The sequence below is a fragment of the Streptomyces sp. JLBJ103 genome, assembly GCF_058215575.1.
Genome location: NZ_CM177089.1, coordinates 4002003 through 4022049, shown reverse-complemented (window position 1 = coordinate 4022049; position 20047 = coordinate 4002003). Strand labels below are relative to the sequence as shown.

Annotated in this window: 17 protein-coding genes and 2 tRNA genes; 10 read left to right on the top strand and 9 right to left on the bottom strand. The window is 69.8% G+C overall.

Translation table 11 applies throughout. The features are described 5' to 3' along the window. Window positions 1–152: 152 nt before the first annotated feature. From AC4BEG_RS17610 to AC4BEG_RS17595, 4 genes are all read left to right on the top strand, one after another. The gene (locus AC4BEG_RS17610; protein ID WP_490706816.1) at window positions 153–845 is read left to right on the top strand and encodes a hypothetical protein; all 693 of its coding nucleotides are present in this window, start codon (window positions 153–155) and stop codon (window positions 843–845) included. 190 nt (window positions 846–1035) lie between these two features. Beyond that, a complete protein-coding gene (locus tag AC4BEG_RS17605; RefSeq protein ID WP_490706815.1) occupies window positions 1036–1755 on the top strand; it encodes an alpha/beta fold hydrolase in 720 nt (239 codons plus the stop codon). A 40-nt stretch (window positions 1756–1795) separates the two neighbouring features. After that, on the top strand, window positions 1796–2449 hold the full coding sequence (locus AC4BEG_RS17600; RefSeq protein WP_490706814.1) for a class I SAM-dependent methyltransferase: 654 nt from the start codon (window positions 1796–1798) through the stop codon (window positions 2447–2449). Between the two features lie 405 nt (window positions 2450–2854). Next, window positions 2855–3406, top strand: a complete 552-nt coding sequence (locus AC4BEG_RS17595) for an EF-hand domain-containing protein (protein ID WP_490706813.1) — start codon at window positions 2855–2857, stop codon at window positions 3404–3406. Between the two features lie 389 nt (window positions 3407–3795). Here AC4BEG_RS17595 and AC4BEG_RS17590 read toward each other — a convergent pair whose 3' ends face one another. Further along, window positions 3796–4002, bottom strand: coding sequence for a hypothetical protein (locus tag AC4BEG_RS17590; RefSeq protein ID WP_490706812.1), 207 nt, complete (start codon window positions 4000–4002; stop codon window positions 3796–3798). Between the two features lie 587 nt (window positions 4003–4589). Here AC4BEG_RS17590 and AC4BEG_RS17585 point away from each other — a divergent pair. The 4 genes from AC4BEG_RS17585 to AC4BEG_RS17570 all read left to right on the top strand — a co-directional run bounded on the left by AC4BEG_RS17585 (window position 4590) and on the right by AC4BEG_RS17570 (window position 7738). After that, on the top strand, window positions 4590–5345 hold the full coding sequence (locus AC4BEG_RS17585) for a Crp/Fnr family transcriptional regulator (RefSeq protein ID WP_490706811.1): 756 nt from the start codon (window positions 4590–4592) through the stop codon (window positions 5343–5345). Window positions 5346–5677: 332 nt separating this feature from the next. Further along, on the top strand, window positions 5678–6250 hold the full coding sequence (locus tag AC4BEG_RS17580) for a hypothetical protein (RefSeq protein WP_490706810.1): 573 nt from the start codon (window positions 5678–5680) through the stop codon (window positions 6248–6250). A 209-nt stretch (window positions 6251–6459) separates the two neighbouring features. After that, a complete protein-coding gene (locus AC4BEG_RS17575; protein ID WP_490706809.1) occupies window positions 6460–7080 on the top strand; it encodes a DUF4352 domain-containing protein in 621 nt (206 codons plus the stop codon). A 280-nt stretch (window positions 7081–7360) separates the two neighbouring features. Beyond that, window positions 7361–7738, top strand: coding sequence for a hypothetical protein (locus AC4BEG_RS17570; RefSeq protein WP_490706808.1), 378 nt, complete (start codon window positions 7361–7363; stop codon window positions 7736–7738). Between the two features lie 338 nt (window positions 7739–8076). On the opposite strand, the gene AC4BEG_RS17565 is transcribed toward AC4BEG_RS17570, so the two are convergent. Both AC4BEG_RS17565 and AC4BEG_RS17560 read right to left on the bottom strand, forming a co-directional pair. Then, window positions 8077–8149: transfer RNA gene (locus AC4BEG_RS17565), tRNA-Arg, on the bottom strand. Between the two features lie 307 nt (window positions 8150–8456). After that, a tRNA-Ser gene (locus tag AC4BEG_RS17560) sits at window positions 8457–8547 on the bottom strand. A 204-nt stretch (window positions 8548–8751) separates the two neighbouring features. Between AC4BEG_RS17560 and AC4BEG_RS17555 the strand changes: the two genes are divergently transcribed. Next, complete coding sequence (locus tag AC4BEG_RS17555; RefSeq protein ID WP_490706807.1) at window positions 8752–9201, top strand: SSI family serine proteinase inhibitor; 450 nt, start codon at window positions 8752–8754, stop codon at window positions 9199–9201. A 234-nt stretch (window positions 9202–9435) separates the two neighbouring features. After that, entirely contained in the window at window positions 9436–13737 is a 4302-nt protein-coding gene (locus AC4BEG_RS17550) for a response regulator (protein ID WP_490706806.1), read from the top strand. Window positions 13738–13892: 155 nt separating this feature from the next. Here AC4BEG_RS17550 and AC4BEG_RS17545 read toward each other — a convergent pair whose 3' ends face one another. From AC4BEG_RS17545 to AC4BEG_RS17520, 6 genes are all read right to left on the bottom strand, one after another. Beyond that, window positions 13893–15545: a long-chain fatty acid--CoA ligase gene (locus AC4BEG_RS17545; RefSeq protein ID WP_490706805.1), complete on the bottom strand. Its 1653-nt coding sequence runs from the start codon at window positions 15543–15545 to the stop codon at window positions 13893–13895. A gap of 181 nt (window positions 15546–15726) precedes the next feature. Next, a complete protein-coding gene (locus AC4BEG_RS17540; protein ID WP_490706804.1) occupies window positions 15727–16257 on the bottom strand; it encodes a SigE family RNA polymerase sigma factor in 531 nt (176 codons plus the stop codon). A 148-nt stretch (window positions 16258–16405) separates the two neighbouring features. Beyond that, on the bottom strand, window positions 16406–17302 hold the full coding sequence (locus AC4BEG_RS17535; protein WP_490706803.1) for a DUF1906 domain-containing protein: 897 nt from the start codon (window positions 17300–17302) through the stop codon (window positions 16406–16408). A 53-nt stretch (window positions 17303–17355) separates the two neighbouring features. Further along, on the bottom strand, window positions 17356–18522 hold the full coding sequence (locus tag AC4BEG_RS17530; RefSeq protein WP_490706802.1) for a lipid-transfer protein: 1167 nt from the start codon (window positions 18520–18522) through the stop codon (window positions 17356–17358). Beyond that, a complete protein-coding gene (locus tag AC4BEG_RS17525) occupies window positions 18519–18971 on the bottom strand; it encodes a MaoC family dehydratase (RefSeq protein WP_490706801.1) in 453 nt (150 codons plus the stop codon). Before AC4BEG_RS17525 ends, AC4BEG_RS17530 begins: the two co-directional genes overlap by 4 nt. Continuing rightward, on the bottom strand, window positions 18968–19948 hold the full coding sequence (locus tag AC4BEG_RS17520; protein WP_490706800.1) for a bifunctional MaoC family dehydratase N-terminal/OB-fold nucleic acid binding domain-containing protein: 981 nt from the start codon (window positions 19946–19948) through the stop codon (window positions 18968–18970). The genes AC4BEG_RS17525 and AC4BEG_RS17520 overlap by 4 nt, the downstream gene beginning before the upstream one ends. Between the last annotated feature and the right edge of the window lie 99 nt (window positions 19949–20047).

Below are 20047 nucleotides of genomic sequence, written 5' to 3'. Positions count from 1 at the left end.
TTTGCAACGACCAGGTCCCGGCCCGGCTGCGAACGGATCCCCCCGGCTGACCGGCACGTTTGTCGAGGCCATGATGAGGCGCGGCATCACGCGTCACCGCCGCAACACCGTCACCACGACACAACTCACACTTCACAACGGGGAACCGAACCATGCACAACCGATCCGCCCGCCGTACACGGCGCACCGCCGCCGCCCTCCTCTGCACCGCCGGCCTCGCGCTCGGCGCCACCGCCTGCAACGAGGACGCCGCCCAGGACTCGGGCAGCAGCGCATCCCCCGCCAAGGACAAGAAGCCGACCGCCCCGGCGAGCAAGGGGACGGACACGGGGGACAACGGCAGCAAGGGCGACCAGGGGTCCGGCAGCAACGGCGGCAACGGCGTGGACGCCGACGCCAACAAGACCATCCCCCTGGGCCAGACGTCCGCCCTCACCTACAAGCGCTCCAACAAGACCGCCACCCTGGAGGTCACCGCGAAGAGCGTGGCCAAGGGCTCCCAAGCGGATCTGTCCGGGCTGAGGCTGGACTCCGAGGCCAAGGGACTCCAGCCGTACTACGTCACGATGGCCTTCAAGAACATCGGTGACAACTCCCTCAAGTACCCCTTCCTCATCACCCCCACCAACCTCCGCGACGGCAAGGGCAATGGGGCCAAGACCCTCATCGCCCCGGATGACGCCGTGAAGTCCTGCCCGGGCAAAGACCCGGACAACTTCGGCCCCGGCGCGAACGCCACCATCTGCAAGATCTTCCTGCTCCCCAAGGGGGAGACCCCGTCCGTGGTGCTCTACAACGGCGACTTCGACAAGGGTCCGGTCTACTGGAAGGCCACCAAGGACTGACATCCTTCCCCTTCCCCTTCCCCTGACCACCGATGTGGCCGGTTCCCTCGGCGGAACCGGCCACATGGCTGTCAGCCCCGGTGCCACGCCCCATGGGGCACCACCCCGACCTATAGAGTCCGTTCACACACGTTCACGCACGTTCACGCACGTTTACTCACTGGGTTGAGCTGGGGGAGCTCTGACATCCATGGAATCGACACCCATCGTCCTCGTCCACGGGACACGCTTCAGCGCGGGCCAGTGGAGCTACCAACTCGACGCGCTCCGCCGCCACTTCCCGGTCACCGCCGTCGATCTCCCTGGCCACGGCGCCCGTTCCACCGAGCCCTGGAGCCTCAGCGCCGCTGCGGAGATCGTCGCGGCCGCCGTGGACTCCCTCGACCGCGGACCGGCCCTGGTCGTCGGGCATTCGCTGGGCGGCTATGTCGCGCTGGAGTTCGCGCGGCGCTTCCCGGAACGGCTGCGCGGACTGGTCCTCGCCGGGGCCAGTGCCACCACCCGGGGCCCGTTGACGGCCCCCTACCGCTTGGTCGCCGGCCTGGTCCCCCGCATCCCGGCCGACCGGCTGACCCGCTGGAACGACCGATTCCTGCGCCGCCTCTATCCCCCGGAGGTGGTGGGCGCCACCATCCGCTCCGGCTACGCCTTCCACACCCTCCCGGCCGCCTGGGGTGAAGTCCTCGGCCGCTTCGACGCGAGCGCGATGCGCCACGTCGCCGCCCCCGTGCTGATCCTCAACGGTGAGAGGGACCCGCTCTTCCGCGCCGGAGAGCGCGAGTTCGCCCGCGCCCACCCCAACGCCCGTATCGAGCTGATCCCCCGGGCCCGTCACCTCTCCAACTTCGACGCCCCGGCCGTCTTCACCGATGCCATCCGCCGCTTTGCCCGCGAACTCCCCACCGGCTGACGCAACTTCGGCTGTCAGTGGCTGCCCCTACCTTCGCCGTGTGACCGAACCCTCCTACCTCACCGCTGTCCGGGAGTCGTACAACACCGTCGCCACCGCCTACACCGAACGCGTCCCGCCCCCCGCCGAGCTGGATCCACTGTCCCGCGCGATGCTGGCCGCCTTCGCCGAACTCGTACGGACCGCCGACCGCGGCCCGGTGGCCGACCTGGGCTGTGGCCCCGGCAGGGTCACAGCCCACCTCGCTCAGCTGGGCGTCCGGGCCTTCGGTATCGACCTGTCGCCCAACATGATCGAACTGGCCCGAGAGGCTTATCCGGACCTGCGGTTCGCCGTCGGTTCCATGACCGCCCTCGACATCGAGAACGGCGACCTCGGCGGCATCCTCGCCTTCTACTCCACCCACCACACCCCGCCGGAGCTGCTCCCCGTCGTCTTCGCCGAATTCCATCGCACCCTGGCACCCGGCGGACATCTCATGCTGAGCGGCTACGTCGGAGACAACGAGCGGCTACGCTTCACCCGCGCCTACGGCGACCACCCCGTCTCCTTCGAGTCCCACCTGCTCCCGCCCCATCACCTCGTCGACCTCCTCATTCAGACCGGGTTCACGCTCACCGCGCAGCTGACCCAGCCACCCGCCGACGGCGCGAAGAGAACGGTGGCCTGCTTCCTGGCCCATAAACCGGCATGACCCGACGAGATCCATACCGATGGGGTCGGCCTCCGCCAGACCGACCGCGGTCCGTTCCTCCGTGGACGATCGGCGGCGTCCGCCACCAACGACGCACCATGCCGGATGCACAGCGCGAGCCAACCCGGAGCGGCAACGCCGCTGCCGCGGCCGCGCGACCGGTACAGGCATCGGTGTGCGGCCGTGATGACAGCGGCGGAATCGGCGCGTCCGGACGGGCAGCGACACCCGCTGCCGCCCTACGGGCGACCCCATATGACAACGCCACCAACCCCAGTCCCACCAGTATTCATCGTCGTTGCGGGCGCCGCCGAAATAGGTGAACTATGGACGCTGCGGTTGAGCACACCGCAAGGTCCACAAAGCTGTCCAGGTCAGTACAGACCCTATGAGAGGGGACATGGCATGAGCACCATGGCGGCCGACCTCATCGGCGAAAAGCTGGGGCGAAAGTTCCAGGCACTGGACCGCAACAACGACGGCTACCTGGAGTGGGAGGACTGCCAGCTGCTCATCGACCGCTACCACCAGGTCTTTGACCTCGGCAAGGACGACACCCGTGGCGCGAGCCTCCAGGCGTTCTTACAGATGTACTGGCAGGAGCTGCTGCGCCACTCCGGCGCCAAAAACCAACGCCTGAGCCAGGAGGAGTTCGTCCAGGCCAGTCGGCTCGCCACCGTCGACACCAGCCGGGTCAACATCGTCGACGGCAGTGCCCACGCCATCTTCGACTGCGTCGACGCCGATGGCGACAACCAGATCACCAAGGACGAGTTCGCGCACTACCTGAAGGAGGTCTGGCAGCTCACCGCTCCGGACGCGCTGGACACCTTCACCGTGCTCGACGCGGACGGAGACGGAGTCATCTCGCGCCAGGAGTTCGTCCGGGCGACCCGCGAGTACTTCTTCTCCGCCGACTCCAACGCCGCCGGCAGCCTGTTCTTCGGGCGCATCTAGCACCGGAACCGGATCAAGTCGGCAGGTCCCACTCGGCCCCGCCCTCGTTGGGCTGTCACACATAAGCCGGAGGCCCCTTCCAGTGATCGGAAGGGGCCTCTGAGCCGTGAACAACCGAGACGCCAATTTTCTCGCTCGGCAGCCAAGCTTGTGGCACGTGAGACGAGGCAGGGAAGGCAAGCACCCTGCGAATATGAGGCGTACCAGTGAGTAATCCTATCAACTTTCCACGTTTTAAAGCGGGTTGAACCTCGGAGGAAACTGCTAAATAACCCCTACCGGGAGGGATAAGGCGCGAGACCTCGCGCAAAATCCATGCTGCGAGGGGTTTTTCTGTCTACCCAGACTGTTACCTAGTCACTGCTGAAACGGCTTAGGAAAGGTCTCGCTCAGCATCGCCGGGCGACCCCGAGGGTGGCTCCCTCGGTCTCGCCCGGCACCTCAAATGGCCTCGCCCCGATCGGGACGAGGCCATTGTTCTTCCTGGTCAGCAGCGCGTGCGCGGGGACCGACAGGTGGTAGCGCACGGTGACCATTCCAGAGGTGGTGCCACCCATCGCCGATATCGAGAAGCGCAGCGCAGTGCAAGTAACCACGCCGCTGGGCGTGCGTCGGGGAATGGGTCAGGATGTGAGGTGACGTTCCGTCGGAACCGGAATGATTCCCTCTGGATGGGCTTTAGTTGGACCTCTGCCTCTCGTCGGATACTCTCTGTCGATAACCGGTGGCGGAGGAGCCCTAGCCAGGTTCTCGCATGCCGTCGGCAGCAAGTGCAGAGACCTTTCCGTTCACCACGTCGTTGCGGTCGAGTTCTGGTCGCTGATCGGTGCTCGACCGCACGTTCGTCGACGCTCCTTGGAGAGCCGTTGTTCAGCATCAAGCCGCTCGACGCGGTGGTGTTGATCTTCATGATCGCACTGATATCCGCTTGCTACGCAATTCGCCGACTGGAAAACAAGCCCGCCCGCGTCGCCACCGTAATCCTTGCGCTCGCCGCGTTAGTAGGTGCTCTGGCGCCTGTCGTCAGGCTCCTGATCGGGGGGACGGGACCCGCTTCCACACACGTCGTTGTCCCCTCTGTACCCGACGAAGCCGCGTCCCCTGTGGCGTCGCCGTCGCGATCCGGTTCGGCAGGAGGGGTAGGGAAGTGACGAGTCCACCTTGGGGTGAAGCGGAGGCCGTCGTGCGCTCCCCCGAGATTGAGATGATCCGGAACTACTTCGATCGATATGGCCTCCCGAAGGAGACGATGGCTGCTCTTGAGGATGCCTGTAGGGGGCGGAACTACCCCCGCGGCGGCAGCTTTGCCAACGGAGGGCGATACGTCCGCTTTGTAGTCCAGGGGTGCGTATCCGAGCACACCCCGGCGGGCGAGACACGTCTGTGGGGCAGGCATGCCGTCATCGGCGATCTCTACGTAGGTCGCCGGTTCGTGAAGAGTGGTCGGCTTCGGCCTCCTCGTGGGCGCGGCCAGTTCTTGTCTGATGCACAGGCGATCGTCATCGGCACGGGAGCTCTCCACACGATGGCGTTGCACGACCCCGCCGTGATGCGCGTGATCAACGCCCTCAACATGGAGCGGAACGCGGTGATGGAGGAGGTGTACGCCGCTGACCGAAGGTCCCCGACGGCCCGCGTGGCCACGCTCCTCGACTATCTACTCGACGATGGGAGCTCGTCCAGATTCAAGTTGGTCAGGAAGACGGAGCACGATGGAAAGGTCGTCGTGATGGGCTTCGACAGGTCTCTGGCCATTGAAGGCCCCTCGCAGTCTCAGATCGCCGAAGCCTTGGCTCTTGGGCGTGCCACCGTCGAGAAGGTCATCGCGTCTCTGCGTAAGGATGGTGTTCTCGCGACCCCAAGTCCCGGCCTGCGCACCAACCGCTACTACGAGGTCAAAGACCGTGACAGGCTGAAGGAGATCGCGCTGGGGGCATGACGCTGTCCTCCACCACCCGACGTTGACGCAACGGGGCGGCCCCGGTCCCGGTAATCGCCCGGCTCGCCCCGCTGCGTGAGACAGCTTCTGCGCTCACTTCGAGTCCTCAGCGCTCCGGCTCCAGTGGCAGGCTGGGCAGTTCCCTGGGCCGCCGTGCTGTGCTACGGCCATGCCCAACCATAAGGGGCTGGCGACCGGTAGAGCAGTTGTCCGGTCCGGCCGGGTGACACCGCGCGCGAACGGGTGATTCAGGTGCTTTTCCTTGTTTCCAGGTGGAAGGGAAAAAGTGGCATTCATGCGCGAAGAGCACGCATGAGCACTTGGGAGGAAATATGCCGATACAAGCGAGCACGCTCGTGCGCGGCTGCTCGGTGCTGGTCACCGCCGCGGCGACCGTCGCCATGCTGGCCGCCCCTGCCGAAACCACCGAAGCCAAAGCCCACGACGGGCGGCCAAGCGACGGGCAGGCGGCCGAGAGCAGGCAGATCGCGTCCTCGGTCCTGGACGCGGACAAGAACGTCAAGTTCACCCTGACCGCGATCCGGTCCACGGTCGACCCGCTGAGGGCCACCGTCCGGCTGAAGGCCTTCGCCCGGCAGCACGGCCGGTTCGTGCTGTCGGACGAGGTACGGGTCGGTGCGGTGGACAGCTTCTTCTGGTTCCCGGTCACCGGGCGAGGCGCGATCTGCGAGTTCTCGACGGCGAGCACCAACCCCGCGCCCGTCACCACGAGCCTGCTGATCACTCCAGCGATCGGCTGCTCGCCGCCCCAGCACTTCGAGCTGCGGGACGGGAAGTTCAAGACTGACGGCCACCGCGCGCGGACCCCGCACGGCGGAGTGAGCACCGGCGGTGGCGGCATGGCCGAACGGACGGCCACCCAGGGAACTCCGGCCGGTATCTAAGGGGTTGCAAGCCAAGGCCGTTGAACCGAGGTCCGGCTCGGTAGCTTCGCCACCGAGCCGGACGCCGTCACCATCCGGCAGACGTAGGGCGGTTCGGCGGTGTTGGTGTCGTTCGGTTACACAACAAGCATTCCGCGTACACCGTTCTGTACAAGGATTCCAGTCGTCGCCACAACGACCTGGTTCAACGGAATGTACGAGGGAATGCCATGCACCGTTCCATCGCGGCCGCCGCGGCGGTCGTCACACTCACCGCCACCCTTGTGGCATGCGGCGGTTCGGACGAGGGCAGCAAGGCCGGCCCTACGAAGAACACCGGCTCCAGCGGCGCCGCGAAACCCGGCGGTGAGCAGTCGCCTGACGCCGGGCCCAGCAGCGCACAGCCGCCGGTCGGCAAGCTCGGCGACACCCTCGCGCTGGAGGGAAGCCCCACCAACCTGGACTCCAAGGGCACGGGCCGGTCCGACTTCACGTTGAAGAGGTACGTGGACCACGCCCAGGCGAAGGTCGACTACTTCAAGGCTCCCGCCGGGAAGCGCCTGGTCGCAGCGGAGTTCACGATCGTCAACACCGGCCAGGGCACCTCCCACTACAGCGCGCACAACGAGGCGAAGGTCGTCGACTCGACCGGTAAGAGCTACGTAGGCAAGCCCGGATCCCCCACCGCCGGCGAGTCCCTGGACATCCCTCTGATCCTCCGGCCGGGCAAGCAGGCTTCAGGTTGGGTGATCTTCGACGTGCCGGAGGACGTGAAGATCACGGCCGTGACGTACCAGATGGACGCCAACGGGCTCGACGAGGAACGCACGGGCAAGTGGACCCTCGGCTAGTACGCCAGCCCGGTTCCGCGAACTTGCGGTCCCATCCGTAAGTCTCCCGAGCGATGCCACCCATCCGCGGCTGGGCCGAGCGTGGCCGGGCGCGTGCAGCTGCACACGTACTGCCACCGAATGATGCGGCCTCATATGGTGTGGCGTCAGATCCGACAGCGTGGGCGGTGTGACGCCTGTCATCGGAACAATCCCCTGTGGCCCAGTCGCACCGCGCGCTTAGCATCTGCGCAGCGAGACCACTGCTTCGTAGTCATTCAATTCAGAGAGAGCAACACGCATGCATAAGTCCATACGCCGGGCGCTCATCGCCGCCCCCGTTTCCGCCGCCGCTTGCCTCGGCCTCGCCTTCACGATCGGCGCGGCCACGAGTTCGGCCGCCACCAACAACGTGAGCGAGCGATACGCCCAGGGCTCCATGTCGTACAACTCGGCCACCGACACCGTCACGGTCAAGGACCTCAAGGCTGACGGCCGCACCTTCGCCGTCAGTCTCTTCGGGCCCGCCTCGGACAACGTCCGCGTGTGCAAGGTGGGCGGCAAGGGCCATTCCAAGACCTGCGACTTCAACTTCAACAGCGGTCGGCTGAACGTCCTGGTCTTCACCGAGCGGGGCAACCAGCACTGGGACATCGACAAGTTCCACATGGACGCCTGATCCACGGATCCGCGCACCGGGCCACCGGTCGCCCCGCTCCTCCACCACCTCGCTCGTCGTACGAGATCATCCCCACTCGTCCATCGTGGGCCGGATCTTCGTCGACTCCTGGTGGTCCACATCGGGGGGGCGCGGCGGCTCGGGGCCGCCACGGACACAGATTGGGACCAGGCAGCACCGGAGGATCGCAGTGCGGGATGCGCGCAGCCAACGCACGCTCGGATGGAGCGGAGTCCCGACAGCGGTCTGACGAGCCGCGCGGCGGTTGCTGTCACCGTTGCTGTCAACGCATACGCAAGAGGCCCCTTCCATTACTGGAAGGGGCCTCTGAGCTGCTGCGCGCTCGGCAGGATTCGAACCTGCAACCTCTTGATCCGTAGTCAAGTGCTCTATCCGTTAAGCTACGAGCGCTTGGCTTCCCGGCGGTTTTTCTTGCCGGTCGGCGTTGCGGGGACAACATTACATGAGCTGCGGCGTCACGCGAAATCCGTTTGCCGCACCACCTCTGACCTGCGAAAACTACTATTTGAGGGCGGCGCACCCGCCGTCGAGGCGCGTCGGCGAGGCGAGAGGTGATCCAGGTCAGGGGCGCGATGACCCTTAGGGTTTTTACTCAGTGCATTCGACCGGATACCAAAAGTCACACGTCCTATCGGCGGCAGCAGACCACCGCAAACACAGGAGCCCCGGCCTATTTCGGCCGGGGCTCCTGGAGAAGCGGAGGCTGAGGGATTTGAACCCTCGATGGGCTTTAAGGCCCAAACCGCATTAGCAGTGCGGCGCCATAGACCAGACTAGGCGAAGCCTCCAGCACACCAGTCCCATCACGCGAGCGCGATGTGGTGTGTGCAGATGATGTCACAGCCCAGCGGGATGTCACCAATCGCGCCCTACGGTACTCGGCGGGCGGGCACCACCGCAAAGCCCTATTGGCGGCGCAACGCGCGCGGCGGCGGCGCGTTAGAGGGGGCAGGGGCAGCGCGCCCCGGATCGATCACACCAGGAGTGCCCCCATGCCCCTGCTGCACCGCATCGCCGTCACCGCTGCCGTCACCGCCGCCGCCTCCGTCGCCACACTGGCCCCCGCATGGGGGACGCCGCTGCCGCTTCCGCTGCCGATCGACGTGGAGAGCGCCGACCGGCTGGCGATCACCGTGAGTGAGACCGGGGACCCCGCGGATGCCGCGCGGTATGTGCTCTCCTGCCACCCGACCGGCGGCACGCATCCGCGGGCGCGGGCGGCGTGTGAGCAGCTGGACTCGCAGACAGAGTGGGGGCGGGACCCCTTCGCGCCGGTGTCGCCCGGGGCGATGTGCACGGGGATGTACGGGGGGCCGACCACCGCGTGGGTGAGCGGGCAGTGGGCGGGGCGGCCCGTCAACGCTCGCTTCGATCGCACCAACGGGTGTGAAATCGCCCGATGGAACAGACTCTCCGTGGTTTTGCGGGCCTCTGGAAGCTGATGGGTGGTGATGGGAGTGGACCGGGGGATTGGCCCAGGATGGAGAAGGGCCGCCTCCCGGAGAGGTTTGTCCGGGCGTGCGTCGAGACGCGTACGTCGTGCTGCGAGCTCCCTCTCATCTACCGTCGCGCCCGCCGCAGGTGCCCGTAGACTCCCCTAGAGACACTCCGCAGACGGGGCAGCAGAATGACCGCGAGTGTCGGCAAGGTGCGGTAGTCAGGGAGGAAGCGTCGTCGTGAGCAGCAGGCCATCCCGAGGCGCTGCTCGCCTCGCAGCGATACTCGACGCCCTTCCCGACGCACTGCTGCTGGTCAACTGCAATGGCACGGTCGTCAACGCCAACCACATCGCGCTCGAGTCCTTTGAGACACCGGGTACCGCCCTGGTCGGTCGTGGTCTGCTCGATCTGCTCCCCTCCTTCGATCCCAATCGCATTCCCGGGTCGATGCGGCGCCCCGCGGACGCGGAGCGGACGAGCGGCACCAAGCCGACCCGGATGATGGCCCGGCGCACCGACGGGGCGCAGTTCCCCGTCGAGGTGACCAGCGCCAATCTGGAGGACGGCCGGACCCCCTACGCCGATCAGTACAGCTACACCGGCGATGAGCTGCTGATGCTCATCGTGCGCGACCTGACCGGGACGCTCGACACCGAGGCCGAACTCGGCCGCCAGCAGCGCCAGACCGAGATGATCCTGCGCGCGGCGGCGGAGGGCGTGGTCGGCGTGGACACCGAGGGCAAGGTGGTCCTCGTCAACCCGGCCGCGGCGCAGATCCTCGGCTACCGGGCCAGTGACTTGGGCGGTCAGGAGCTTCACTCTCTGGTACACCACTCGCGCCCGGACGGTTCCCCCTTCGCGTACGAGGAATCGCCGCTCGCCGACTCCCTGCGGTCCGGTCGCAAGCACCGGGTGCGCGGTCAGGTGCTGTGGGCCAAGGACGGCAGCCAGGTCCCGGTCGATCTGACGACCGCGCCCGTACGGGACGGCGAGCAACTCGTCGGCGCCGTGCTGACCTTCACCGACCGGCGCGCCGAGCAGGCCCTGGTCGCGGCCCACACCGAGGAGGTCGAGGGCCTCACCTCCCAGCACGCCGAGGAGCTGGAGAGCCTCACCGCCAAGCACACCGCGGAGCTGGAGGAGCTCACCACCCAGCACGCCCAGGCGCTGGACGACCTCCGGGCACAGCTGGCCGGGGAGCGCGAGCGGTACGCGGAGCAGCTGGAGTCCCTCACCGGCCGGAACACCCAGTTGCTGGCCGTGCTCGACCAGTCGCTGCGCGGGCCGCTGCTGGAGCTCCGCCGCGAGCTGGGCGTCCTGGCCGACGACCCGGCCGGACAGCTGTGGCCGGAGGCCAACCAGATCCTGCACCACCTCGCCGCCGGGTACACCCGGATGACCACGCTCGTGGACAACGTCCTGAGCTATCAGCGGCTCGACGCGGACGGCGAGGAGCTGACCCGGCGCGCGGTCTCCATGGACGAGGTCGTGGCGGCGGGTGTCGAGGGCGCGGTCGAGCTGATCGGTCCGGGCCGGGCGCAGTTCGCCGTGCACGCGCCGCCGATCGAGGCCGAGGTGGACGCGGATCGGCTGGCTCAGGCGCTCACCCATCTCGTCGCGGATGTGGCCGGTGTCGACTCGACCGGTAAGGCGGCCTCGGGCGGCGCGGCGTCAGGGGACTCCACGATCGTCGTCGCGGCGGCGCAGCGCGGGAACGTCATCAGGATCGAGGTACGCGGGCCCTACGCGGGCGGCGACCCGGTGCACGAGCCCATCGTGCGCGGGATCGTGCGCCGGCACGGGGGCGTGCTCCAGACCCATGAGATGCCGGGTATGGGCGGACACGCCTATGTCCTGGAGGTACCGATCTCGGCCGCCGCCGCGGACCAGGAGCGCGCGAACGCCGCGTCGAGCGCGGAGCGCGGCGACGGTACGCAAGGGCAGGGCACTTCCGGCGGCGGCACCTCGGGGGGCAGTACCTCCGGTGGTGGCACGGCCGGGAACGGCACCTCGGGCGGTGGCACGGCCGGAAACGGCACCTCGGGCGGTGGCACGGCCGGGGACGGCACCGGCCATACGCCGACCGGGCGCCGCCGGGCCCGTCCGCACCCCGACGAGACCCCGGCCCCCGGCACGGCAACCCAGGACACCAACGGCAGCGGAACGCAGAACGGCGAGCAGAGCGCGGGCGCTCCGGCCGAACAGCCCGCCGTGGGTGGCGGCGACACCGGCGCGCACCCGAACGAGCCGCGTCCGACCGGGCGCCGCCGAGCCCGTCCGCACCCCGACGAGACCCCGGCCCCCGGCACGGCCACCCAGGACACCAACGGCAGCGGAAGCGGCCACCACCGCCACGCCCGCGCCGACGACGCACCGGAGGCGGCTGATCCGCAGCCGGTCGGCCCCGCCGGTATGGGCGTGGTGCCACCTCAGGGCATGGCCGGGCAGGCCCCCGGCGGGCGGCGCGCCCGGCGCGGCGCCCCGGCCCAGGAGAACGGCGCGGCCCCCCGGTCCGCCTTCGCGCTCCCCCCGGCGGCGGCCGACGCCACCGACCCGGCGCCGCAGCAGCAGGTTCAGCCGGGCGCCATGCCCGCGCTGCCCGCCGCCCGCAGCCCCGAGCACGAACCGCAGCAGCACGAGCAGCAGCGGGAGCGCGAGCGGCAGCAGGCGCAGTGGGGCGAGGCCCCGCAGGACACCAACGGCGGCCGGCCGCAGCAGGCTTCCACGCCGACCGGGCGGCGCCGGGCCCGCCGGGCGCTGGCCGAGGCCCCGGAACGGCCGCTGTCCGACGAGGAACAGGCCCATCCCCAGGGGCAGCCCACGGAGGAGCCAGGCGCCGCCCGGTCCCCCTTCGCGCTGCCGCCCGCCGCGGCCGACCGGAGGCCGGAGCACGACGGGCTGCCGCCGGAGCTGGGCCCGGCCGGGCTGGTCCCCGCGCAGCACGGTCCCCGCGGCGCCGCTCAGCCGCAGGGCGGTGGCGGTCTTGCCGTACGCGGCGAGCCCGTACCCCCCCACGGCGGCCCCGGGCAGGGTGAGTCGGCCATGGCCGCGCTGCCCGCCGCCCGCGGCCCCGAGCACGAACAGCAGCACGAGCAGCAGCCCACCGGGCGGCGCCGGGCGCGCCGACCGCTCTCCGAGGAGCAGCCGGGTCCCGCTGCCCCGCAGCAGAGCGGTCCGTCGTCGGGTCAGTGGTCGGCCGCGCCCGCGCGTCCCGACTCCCCGCCGCTGCCCGCCGAGGCACCGCCGGGCGCGGACACCACACAGGGGCGCGCGATCAGCGTGCGCACGCTGGGACAAGGGGTGCCGTTCGCCCAGCAGGCCGGTGAGCATGCCACCGGGCAGCATCCAACGGGTCAGCACCCCATCGGTCAGCAGCCCACCGGAGTTCAGCGCCCAGGTCAGCCGCAGGGCGGCCGTCCGCAGGGGCAGCAGCCCGCGCCTCAGTCCCAGACGCCCTCCGGCGGCACGGCCACGACGGGGTCGGGCCGACGGCGCAAGCTGGCCGCCCGACCCGATGTGCCGGGTCCGGACCAGGGTGGTCCGGACCCCGAAGCCACGGCGGCCACCGGCCGGACCTCGCAGCCTCAGGCCGGGACACAGCCGGGAGCGCCGTCCGGCGCACAGCCCGCGACGCCGTCGCGTCCGCAGCCCGGAGCGGGCGCGCAACCGCATCGCGCGCCGGGGCCGCAGAGCTCGGGCCGGGCCTTCGCGATCGGCGCGCCGGACGAGGGCGCCGAGGGCCCGGAGCCACTGGACGGGCCGAACGGCGCGATCGAGATCGTCGACGACCGCACCCCGCCCCTGGACGACGAACTGCCCCCGGAGCCGCTGGACAATCCGCGCCGCCTCCTCGTGTGGCCCGCGCCGGACATGTCCACGCAGCAGGCGCTGAGCGACCGCGGCTACCGCCCGGTGATCGTCAACTCCCGGGAGGAGGTGGACGCGCAGATCGCCGCGTATCCGGCGGCGCTCTTCGTCGACCCGCTGACCGGACCGATCACCCGTACCGCGCTCCAGTCGCTGCGTACGGCTGCGGTCGCCGCCGAGGTGCCGGTGCTGGTGACGGCGGGGCTCGGCCAGGCGACGCGGGAGGCGGCGTACGGCGCCGACCCGGCCGTCCTGCTCAAGGCGCTCGCCCCGCGCGACAGTGAGCAGCACCCGCCGCGCGTACTGCTGATCGAGGAGCACGAGCCGATCGCGGCGGCGCTGACGGAGACGCTGGAGCGGCGCGGGATGCAGGTCGCCCGCGCGGCGACGGACGCCGACGCGGTGTCGCTCGCCGGGCAGATGCGGCCGAACCTGGTGGTGATGGACCTGATGCAGGTACGCCGCCGCCGGGCCGGGATCGTGGACTGGCTGCGTGGCAACGGTCTGCTCAACCGCACCCCACTGGTCGTCTACACCTCGGCGGACATCGACCCGGGGCAGCTGTCGCGACTGACGTCGGGCGAGACCGTGCTGTTCCTCGCGGAGCGCTCGACGAGCGCGGAGGTACAGGACCGGATCGTGGACCTGTTGGCGAAGATCGGCACCAACTGACGCGGTGCGTCGGCGAGCGAGGGGCGTGAGCCCGTCCCCGGCCCGCCCGGGGTACGAAGACCCCGGCAACGCCCCCGGAACGAAGGACGCGGCCGGCCCGGCCCGGCCCGCGCCCCTCGCCCCACTCCCGGGTCCGGCTCCGGGCCAGGTCCGGGTCAGTCGAGCTCGGTCACGTCCAGCTCCTCGTCCGCGTACTGCTTCCGCAGCAGCTTCTTGTCGAACTTGCCCACGCTCGTCTTCGGCACCGCCGGGATCAGCGTCCAGCGCTCGGGGAGCTGCCAGCGCGCGATCCGCTCGGCGAGGAAGGCCCGCAGGGCCTCGTAGTCGACGGTGGCGCCCTCCTTCAGCACCACGGCGGCGAGCGGGCGCTCGCCCCACCTCTCGTCCGGAACGGCCACAACCGCCGCCTCCGCGACCTCCGGATGGCCCATGAGCTGGTTCTCCAGCTCGACCGACGAGATCCACTCACCACCGGACTTGATGACGTCCTTGGCACGGTCGGTCAGCGTCAGATAGCCGTCGGGCGTGATGGTGCCGACGTCACCGGTCTTCAGCCAGCCGTCCTCGGTGAACTTGTCTTCGGGGCGGAACGGCTCACCTGCCGAGCCTCCGTAATACGCCCCCGCGATCCACGGGCCGCGCACCTCCAGCTCGCCCGCCGTCGTCCCGTCCCACGGCACCCGACCGCCGTCGGGCGCGGTCAGCCGGGCCTGCACGGAGGCCGGGAAACGGCCCTGGCTCATGCGGTACGGCCAGGCGTCCTCGTCCGGGACTCCGGCGGGCGGCTGGGCCAGGGTGCCCAGCGGCGAGGTCTCCGTCATGCCCCAGGCGTGCACCACACGGATGCCGTGGCGCTCCTCGAACTCCTTCATCAGGGCGGGCGGGCAGGCCGCACCGCCGATGTAGACATTGCGCAGACAGGCCACGTCCCGCGGCTTCGCGTTCAGCTCGGCCAGCAGCCCCTGCCAGATGGTCGGCACGGCGGCGGCGATGGTGGGACGCGCGCTCTCGATCATCTCGGCGAGCGGCTCGGGCTGGAGGAAGCGGTCGGGCATCAGTATGGAGGCGCCCGCCATGAAAGCGGCGTGCGGGGTGCCCCAGGCGTTCGCATGGAACATCGGCACCACCGGCAACAGGGTGTCGCTCCCGGAGATCGCGAACGACTCGGCGCTGTTGACCTGCATCGAGTGCAGATAGATCGAACGGTGGCTGTAGGCCACCCCCTTGGGGTCCCCGGTCGTCCCCGAGGTGTAGCAGAGCACGGCGGCCTCGCGCTCGTCGAGCTCCGGCCAGTCGTAGTGGGCGGGGCGGCCCTCGATCAGCTCCTCGTACTCATGGACCCGCGCACCGCATCCGTCCAGGAGGGAACGGTCGCCCGGACCGGTGACCACGAGGTGCTCGACGGAGCCGAGACCGGGGAGGAGCGGGGCGAGCAGCGGCAGCAGCGAACCATTGACGATGATCACGCGGTCGGCGGCGTGGTTCACGATCCAGGACAGCTGCTCGGCCGGCAGCCGGAGGTTGAGGGTGTGCAGCACGGCGCCCATGGACGGCACCGCGAGATAGCACTCCAGATGCTCGCCGTTGTTCCACAGGAGCGTGCCCACGCGCTCACCGCGCTCGACCCCGAGCTCATCGCGCAGCGCATGGGCGAGCGCCGCGGATCGCCCGCCGACCTCACGGAAGGTACGGCTCCGGGGCGCGCCCTCGCCGGTCCAGGTGGTCACCTGGGCCGTGCCATGCACCACCGAACCATGCATGAGGATGCGGGTCACGGTCAGCGGTACGTCCTGCATCGTGCTGAGCACCGGGGCCTCCAGGGTTCCGGTTACGCGCGGGTAGAGATGCCGCTGATTTTGCTGCCGACCGGCTGGTCTGTCATCCCCTGTGGATAACTCCGCTGTGGAAAACCCCGCCCCGCATGAACAGCCCTGGACTGCGGCGTGGACGTGACGATCGGGCCCGGACCGCGCGCGACCGGGGAGGCCGTCAGGCCGCGCAGCAGAGGTCCGGGTCCTCGCGCAGCTTGCCGAGGGCGCGCGAGACCGCGCTCTTCACCGTGCCGACGGACACCCCGAGCACCTCGGCGGTCTGGGCCTCGCTCAGGTCCTCGTAGTACCTGAGGACGACCATGGCCCGCTGGCGGTCCGGCAGCCGGAGTACCGCGCGCCACATGGCGTCGCGGAGCACCTGATGTTCGGCGGGGTCGGGAGCGGGGACCGGATCCGGCTCGGGCAGCTCCTCGCACACGAACTCGTCAACCTTGCGCTTGCGCCATTGCGAGGTGCGGGTGTTCACCAGCGTACGTCGCACATAGCCGTCCAGCGCTTTGTGGTCCTCGATGCGCTCCCACGAAAGGTACGTCTTCGCCAGCGCGGTCTGGAGCAGGTCCTCCGCGTCGAAGGCGTTGGCGGTCAGCGCGCGGGCGGTGCGCAGCAGAACCGGTCCCCGCGCCTTGACGTACGAGGAGAACGACGGGAACGCGGCAGTGGAAGCGCCCGTACACACGGTCGTGGTCATGGCTCAACGCTATGAGCGAGCAGCCCGTAGCGGATCGGCCAGAGGTGCCGAAGCCGAGTCCCTCTCAGGTTGTAGGGGCGGGGCCCGCAGCACCTCCTGAGGGGGGATGGAGCAGGGCGAGGGTCGGGGATTCACCGGAGGGGTGGAGTCACTCGACGATCGCGACCGGCGCGTCCACCTTGTTGCGGTCGATCCGCAGCGTCCGGCCGCCGTAGGTGGCATCGACATTGCCCCTGTACTGGTGGACGCGGCGGTGCGGCTGCCAGGCGGCCCCGGCGAGGGCCGGTTCCTCGTTCAGCGACGCCTTCGTGGTCCAGCGGGCGAACCACATGACGGAGGGGAGGTCATCGACTCCGTCCTTCCGGGCCTGTTCCAGATGGCGCACCCCGGACTCGGCGCTGCTGTAGAAGCCGGGGAAGAAGCCCTGTGCGGCGACTTCGCGGTTCCAGGCGCGGATGAAGGAGAGCGTGGTGGCGGCGCAGCCGGTGTGCGACTGGTCGTATGCCTCCATGTCGAGATAGAGCGCGCTGCGCTCCTTCATGCCCAGCGCCTTGGCACGGGCCACCGCGTCCCTCGCCTCCGCGCGCCCCTGCGACCAGGGGGAGCTGCCGATTGGCACATGCGTCTTGTCGATGTTGCGGACGCACGGCGACTGGGAGCCGACGTAGACGGGCAGCGCATGCCATCCCAGGGCCGTGGCCCCGCGCATCCAGGAGGCGGTGAGATGGGGCTGACTCGGGCAGGCCCGGCCGCGGCCGCCGAAGTAGACGCCCAGGGCGCGGTAGCGGGAGCCTGCCCAGGCGCGCAGGGTGCTCAGGGGCGGGGTGCGGCAGGTGTCGAAGGCCCAGCCCGTGAAGACCTTGGCGCCCAGCTCTCGGGGGTCGGGGAGGGCGGACCCCGACGAGGAGAATCCGCCGTCCTCGGACCGGGCAGGGAGCGCGGCCTTGGACGAGACAGGGGCGGCACCGGTGATCAAGGCCAGGGCGGTGACCAGACCCGCGGTCCAGCCCGTGATCGCCCAGCCACTCTGCTTCCTTCGGCTCATATGACAAATGAAGGAGGATGGCGGACGGCCGAAGCCGCAGACACGCGCGCGGTTCAGCCGTCTGCGCCGAGGAGAAGCCCGGATGTCGGTACCCCGGTGCCCGCGGTGACCAGGACGCGCGAGGCGTGCGGGACCTGGTTGACCGAGGTGCCGCGGATCTGCCGTACGGCCTCCGCGATGCCGTTCATCCCGTGCAGATACGCCTCGCCGAGCTGGCCCCCGTGCGTGTTGAGGGGCAGCGCGTCCTCGGCGACGAATCCGGCCGCCTCGCCCCGCCCGCAGAAGCCGAACTCCTCCAGCTGCATCAGAACAAACGGGGTGAAGTGGTCGTAGAGAATGCCCACATCGATCTCGGCCGGGGTGAGACCGCTGTCGCGCCACAGCCGCCGCGCCACCACGGCCATCTCGGGCAGCCCGGTGAGATCGTCGCGGTAGAAGCTGGTCATCTGCTCCTGACCGCGCCCCGCCCCCTGCGCCGCGGCCGTGATCACCGCAGGCGGATGGCGCAGGCCGCGGGCCCGCTCGACGCTGGTGACCACGATGGCCTGGCCGCCGTCCGTCTCCTGGCAGCAGTCGAGCAGCCGCAGCGGTTCGACGACCCAGCGGGAGGCGGCGTGATCGGCCGGGGTGATCGGCCGGCCGTAGAAGTACGCGGCCGGGTTGGTGGCGGCGTGCCGCCGGTCGGTGACGGCCACATGGCCGAACACCTCGGGAGTCAGACCGTAGATGTACAGATAGCGCTGTGCGGCCATGGCCACCCAGGACGCCGGGGTGAGCAGACCGAAGGGCAGCACCCAGCCGAGCGCGGTCCCCTCGGCCGAGGGTTCGCGGTGCTGCACCCCGGCCCCGAAGCGGCGCCCGGAGCGCTCGTTGAACGCGCGGTAGCAGACGACAACATCGGCCACACCCGTCGCGACGGCGAGCGCGGCCTGCTGCACGGTGGCGCAGGCGGCGCCCCCGCCGTAGTGGACGCGGGAGAAGAACGACAGCTCGCCGATGCCGCACGCCTGGGCGACGGTGATCTCGGGGCTGGTGTCCATGGTGAAGGTGACCAGACCGTCCACATCGGCGGGGGTGAGCCCGGCGTCGTCCAGGGCGGCCCGGACGGCCTCGGCCGCGAGCCTCAGCTCACTGCGGCCGGAGTCCTTGGTGAACGCGGTGGCGCCGATACCCACGACGGCCGCGGTGCCGCCCAGTGTGGCGGCCCTGCGGGCGCTCATCGGGGGTCCTCCGCGGATCCGGGGGCTCCGGTCGGCCCGGTGGACTCCATCGGGGCGGCATCGGCGGGCAGTTGCACGGTGACCGTGCCGGTCACATGGTTGCCGATGCGGTTCGCGCCGGTCACCGTGACCTCCGCGGCACCGTCGGCGACCGACGTGACCTCGCCGGTCAACACCATCTCATCGCCGGGGTAGTTGGGCGCCCCGAGCCGGATCGCGACCTTCCGCAGCCGTGCCCGCGGTCCGAAATGGTCGGTGATGTAGCGCCCCACAAGACCATTGGTGGTCAGGATGTTCATGAAGATGTCCGGGGAGCCCTTCTCCTTGGCCGCCTCGGCGTCGTGGTGCACATCCTGGTAGTCCCGGGAGGCGAGAGCGCCGGAGACGATGAGGGTCCGGGTGATCGGGATGCGCAGCGGTGGCAGCGCGTCGCCCGCGCGGACGGTCATACGGCCTCCTCCACCGTCGCCCGGAACACCGGGAGCTCCATGGTTCCCTTGGCGTCGTCGACCCGCAGGAACTCCAGCTCGACGGGCATGCCGATGCGCACCTTGTCGTACGGCACCCCGGTGATGCCGCTGACCATCCGCACCCCCTCCGCGAGCTCGATCAGCCCCACGGCGTAGGGCGGGTCGAAGGCGGGGAAGGGCGGGTGGTGCATCACCACATGGCTGAACACCGTGCCGCGGCCGGATGCCTCGGCCGTCTCCCACTCCGGTGAGCCGCACCGGCCGCAGCCGGGCAGCCAGGGGAAGCGGAGGGTGTCGCAGTCGGTGCAGCGCTGGAGGAGCAGCCGGTGCTCGGTGACGCCCTCCCAGAAACCGGCGTTGTCCCGGTTGACGACGGGGCGGGGGCGCGCCGCCTCCGCCGCCGACTCGGGCTTCGGCTTTGGCTTTGCCTTCGACTGTGGGGCCCGGCGGACGGGGGCGTACTTGAGGACACGGAAGCGGTGCGTCCCGACCAGCTCATCGCCCACATGGATATCCATCCGGGTGGTGACGAAGTGCCCGGACCCCAGCGCGGTGTTCTTGCGCGGGGAGACCGACTCGATCACCGCGTCGAAACGGACGCGGTCACCGGGCCGCAGCGGACGCGGATACTCCTGCTCGCAGTCGGTGGCCACGATCGAGGTGCAGCCCGCGTCGTCGAGCAGCGCGAACAGCTCGTCGTACGCCCGCGTCCGGGTCGAACCGGCCGGGTGGCCCGCCAGTCCGCCCATGGTCCACGCCTGGAGCATCGTGGGCGGCGCGATGTCCGGATAGGCGGGGCTGGTGTCGCCCATCGCCTCGCACCAGTGCCTGATCATGGGCTCGTTGACGGGGTCCCGGCCCTCGCCGCCCTGTACGGCCATCCGCCCCTCGAACGCCTTGAGGCGCTCGTACAGCTCGTCGGCCACGGGTTTCCCGGCCGTCCTCTCACCGGTCATGGGCAGTGGACCCCCTTGACGGGACCTCGACGGGACGCCCCTGGGCGGGACGGCGATGCATGACTGACCTCAGCGAAAAGCTTTCTGACTATCCGTCAG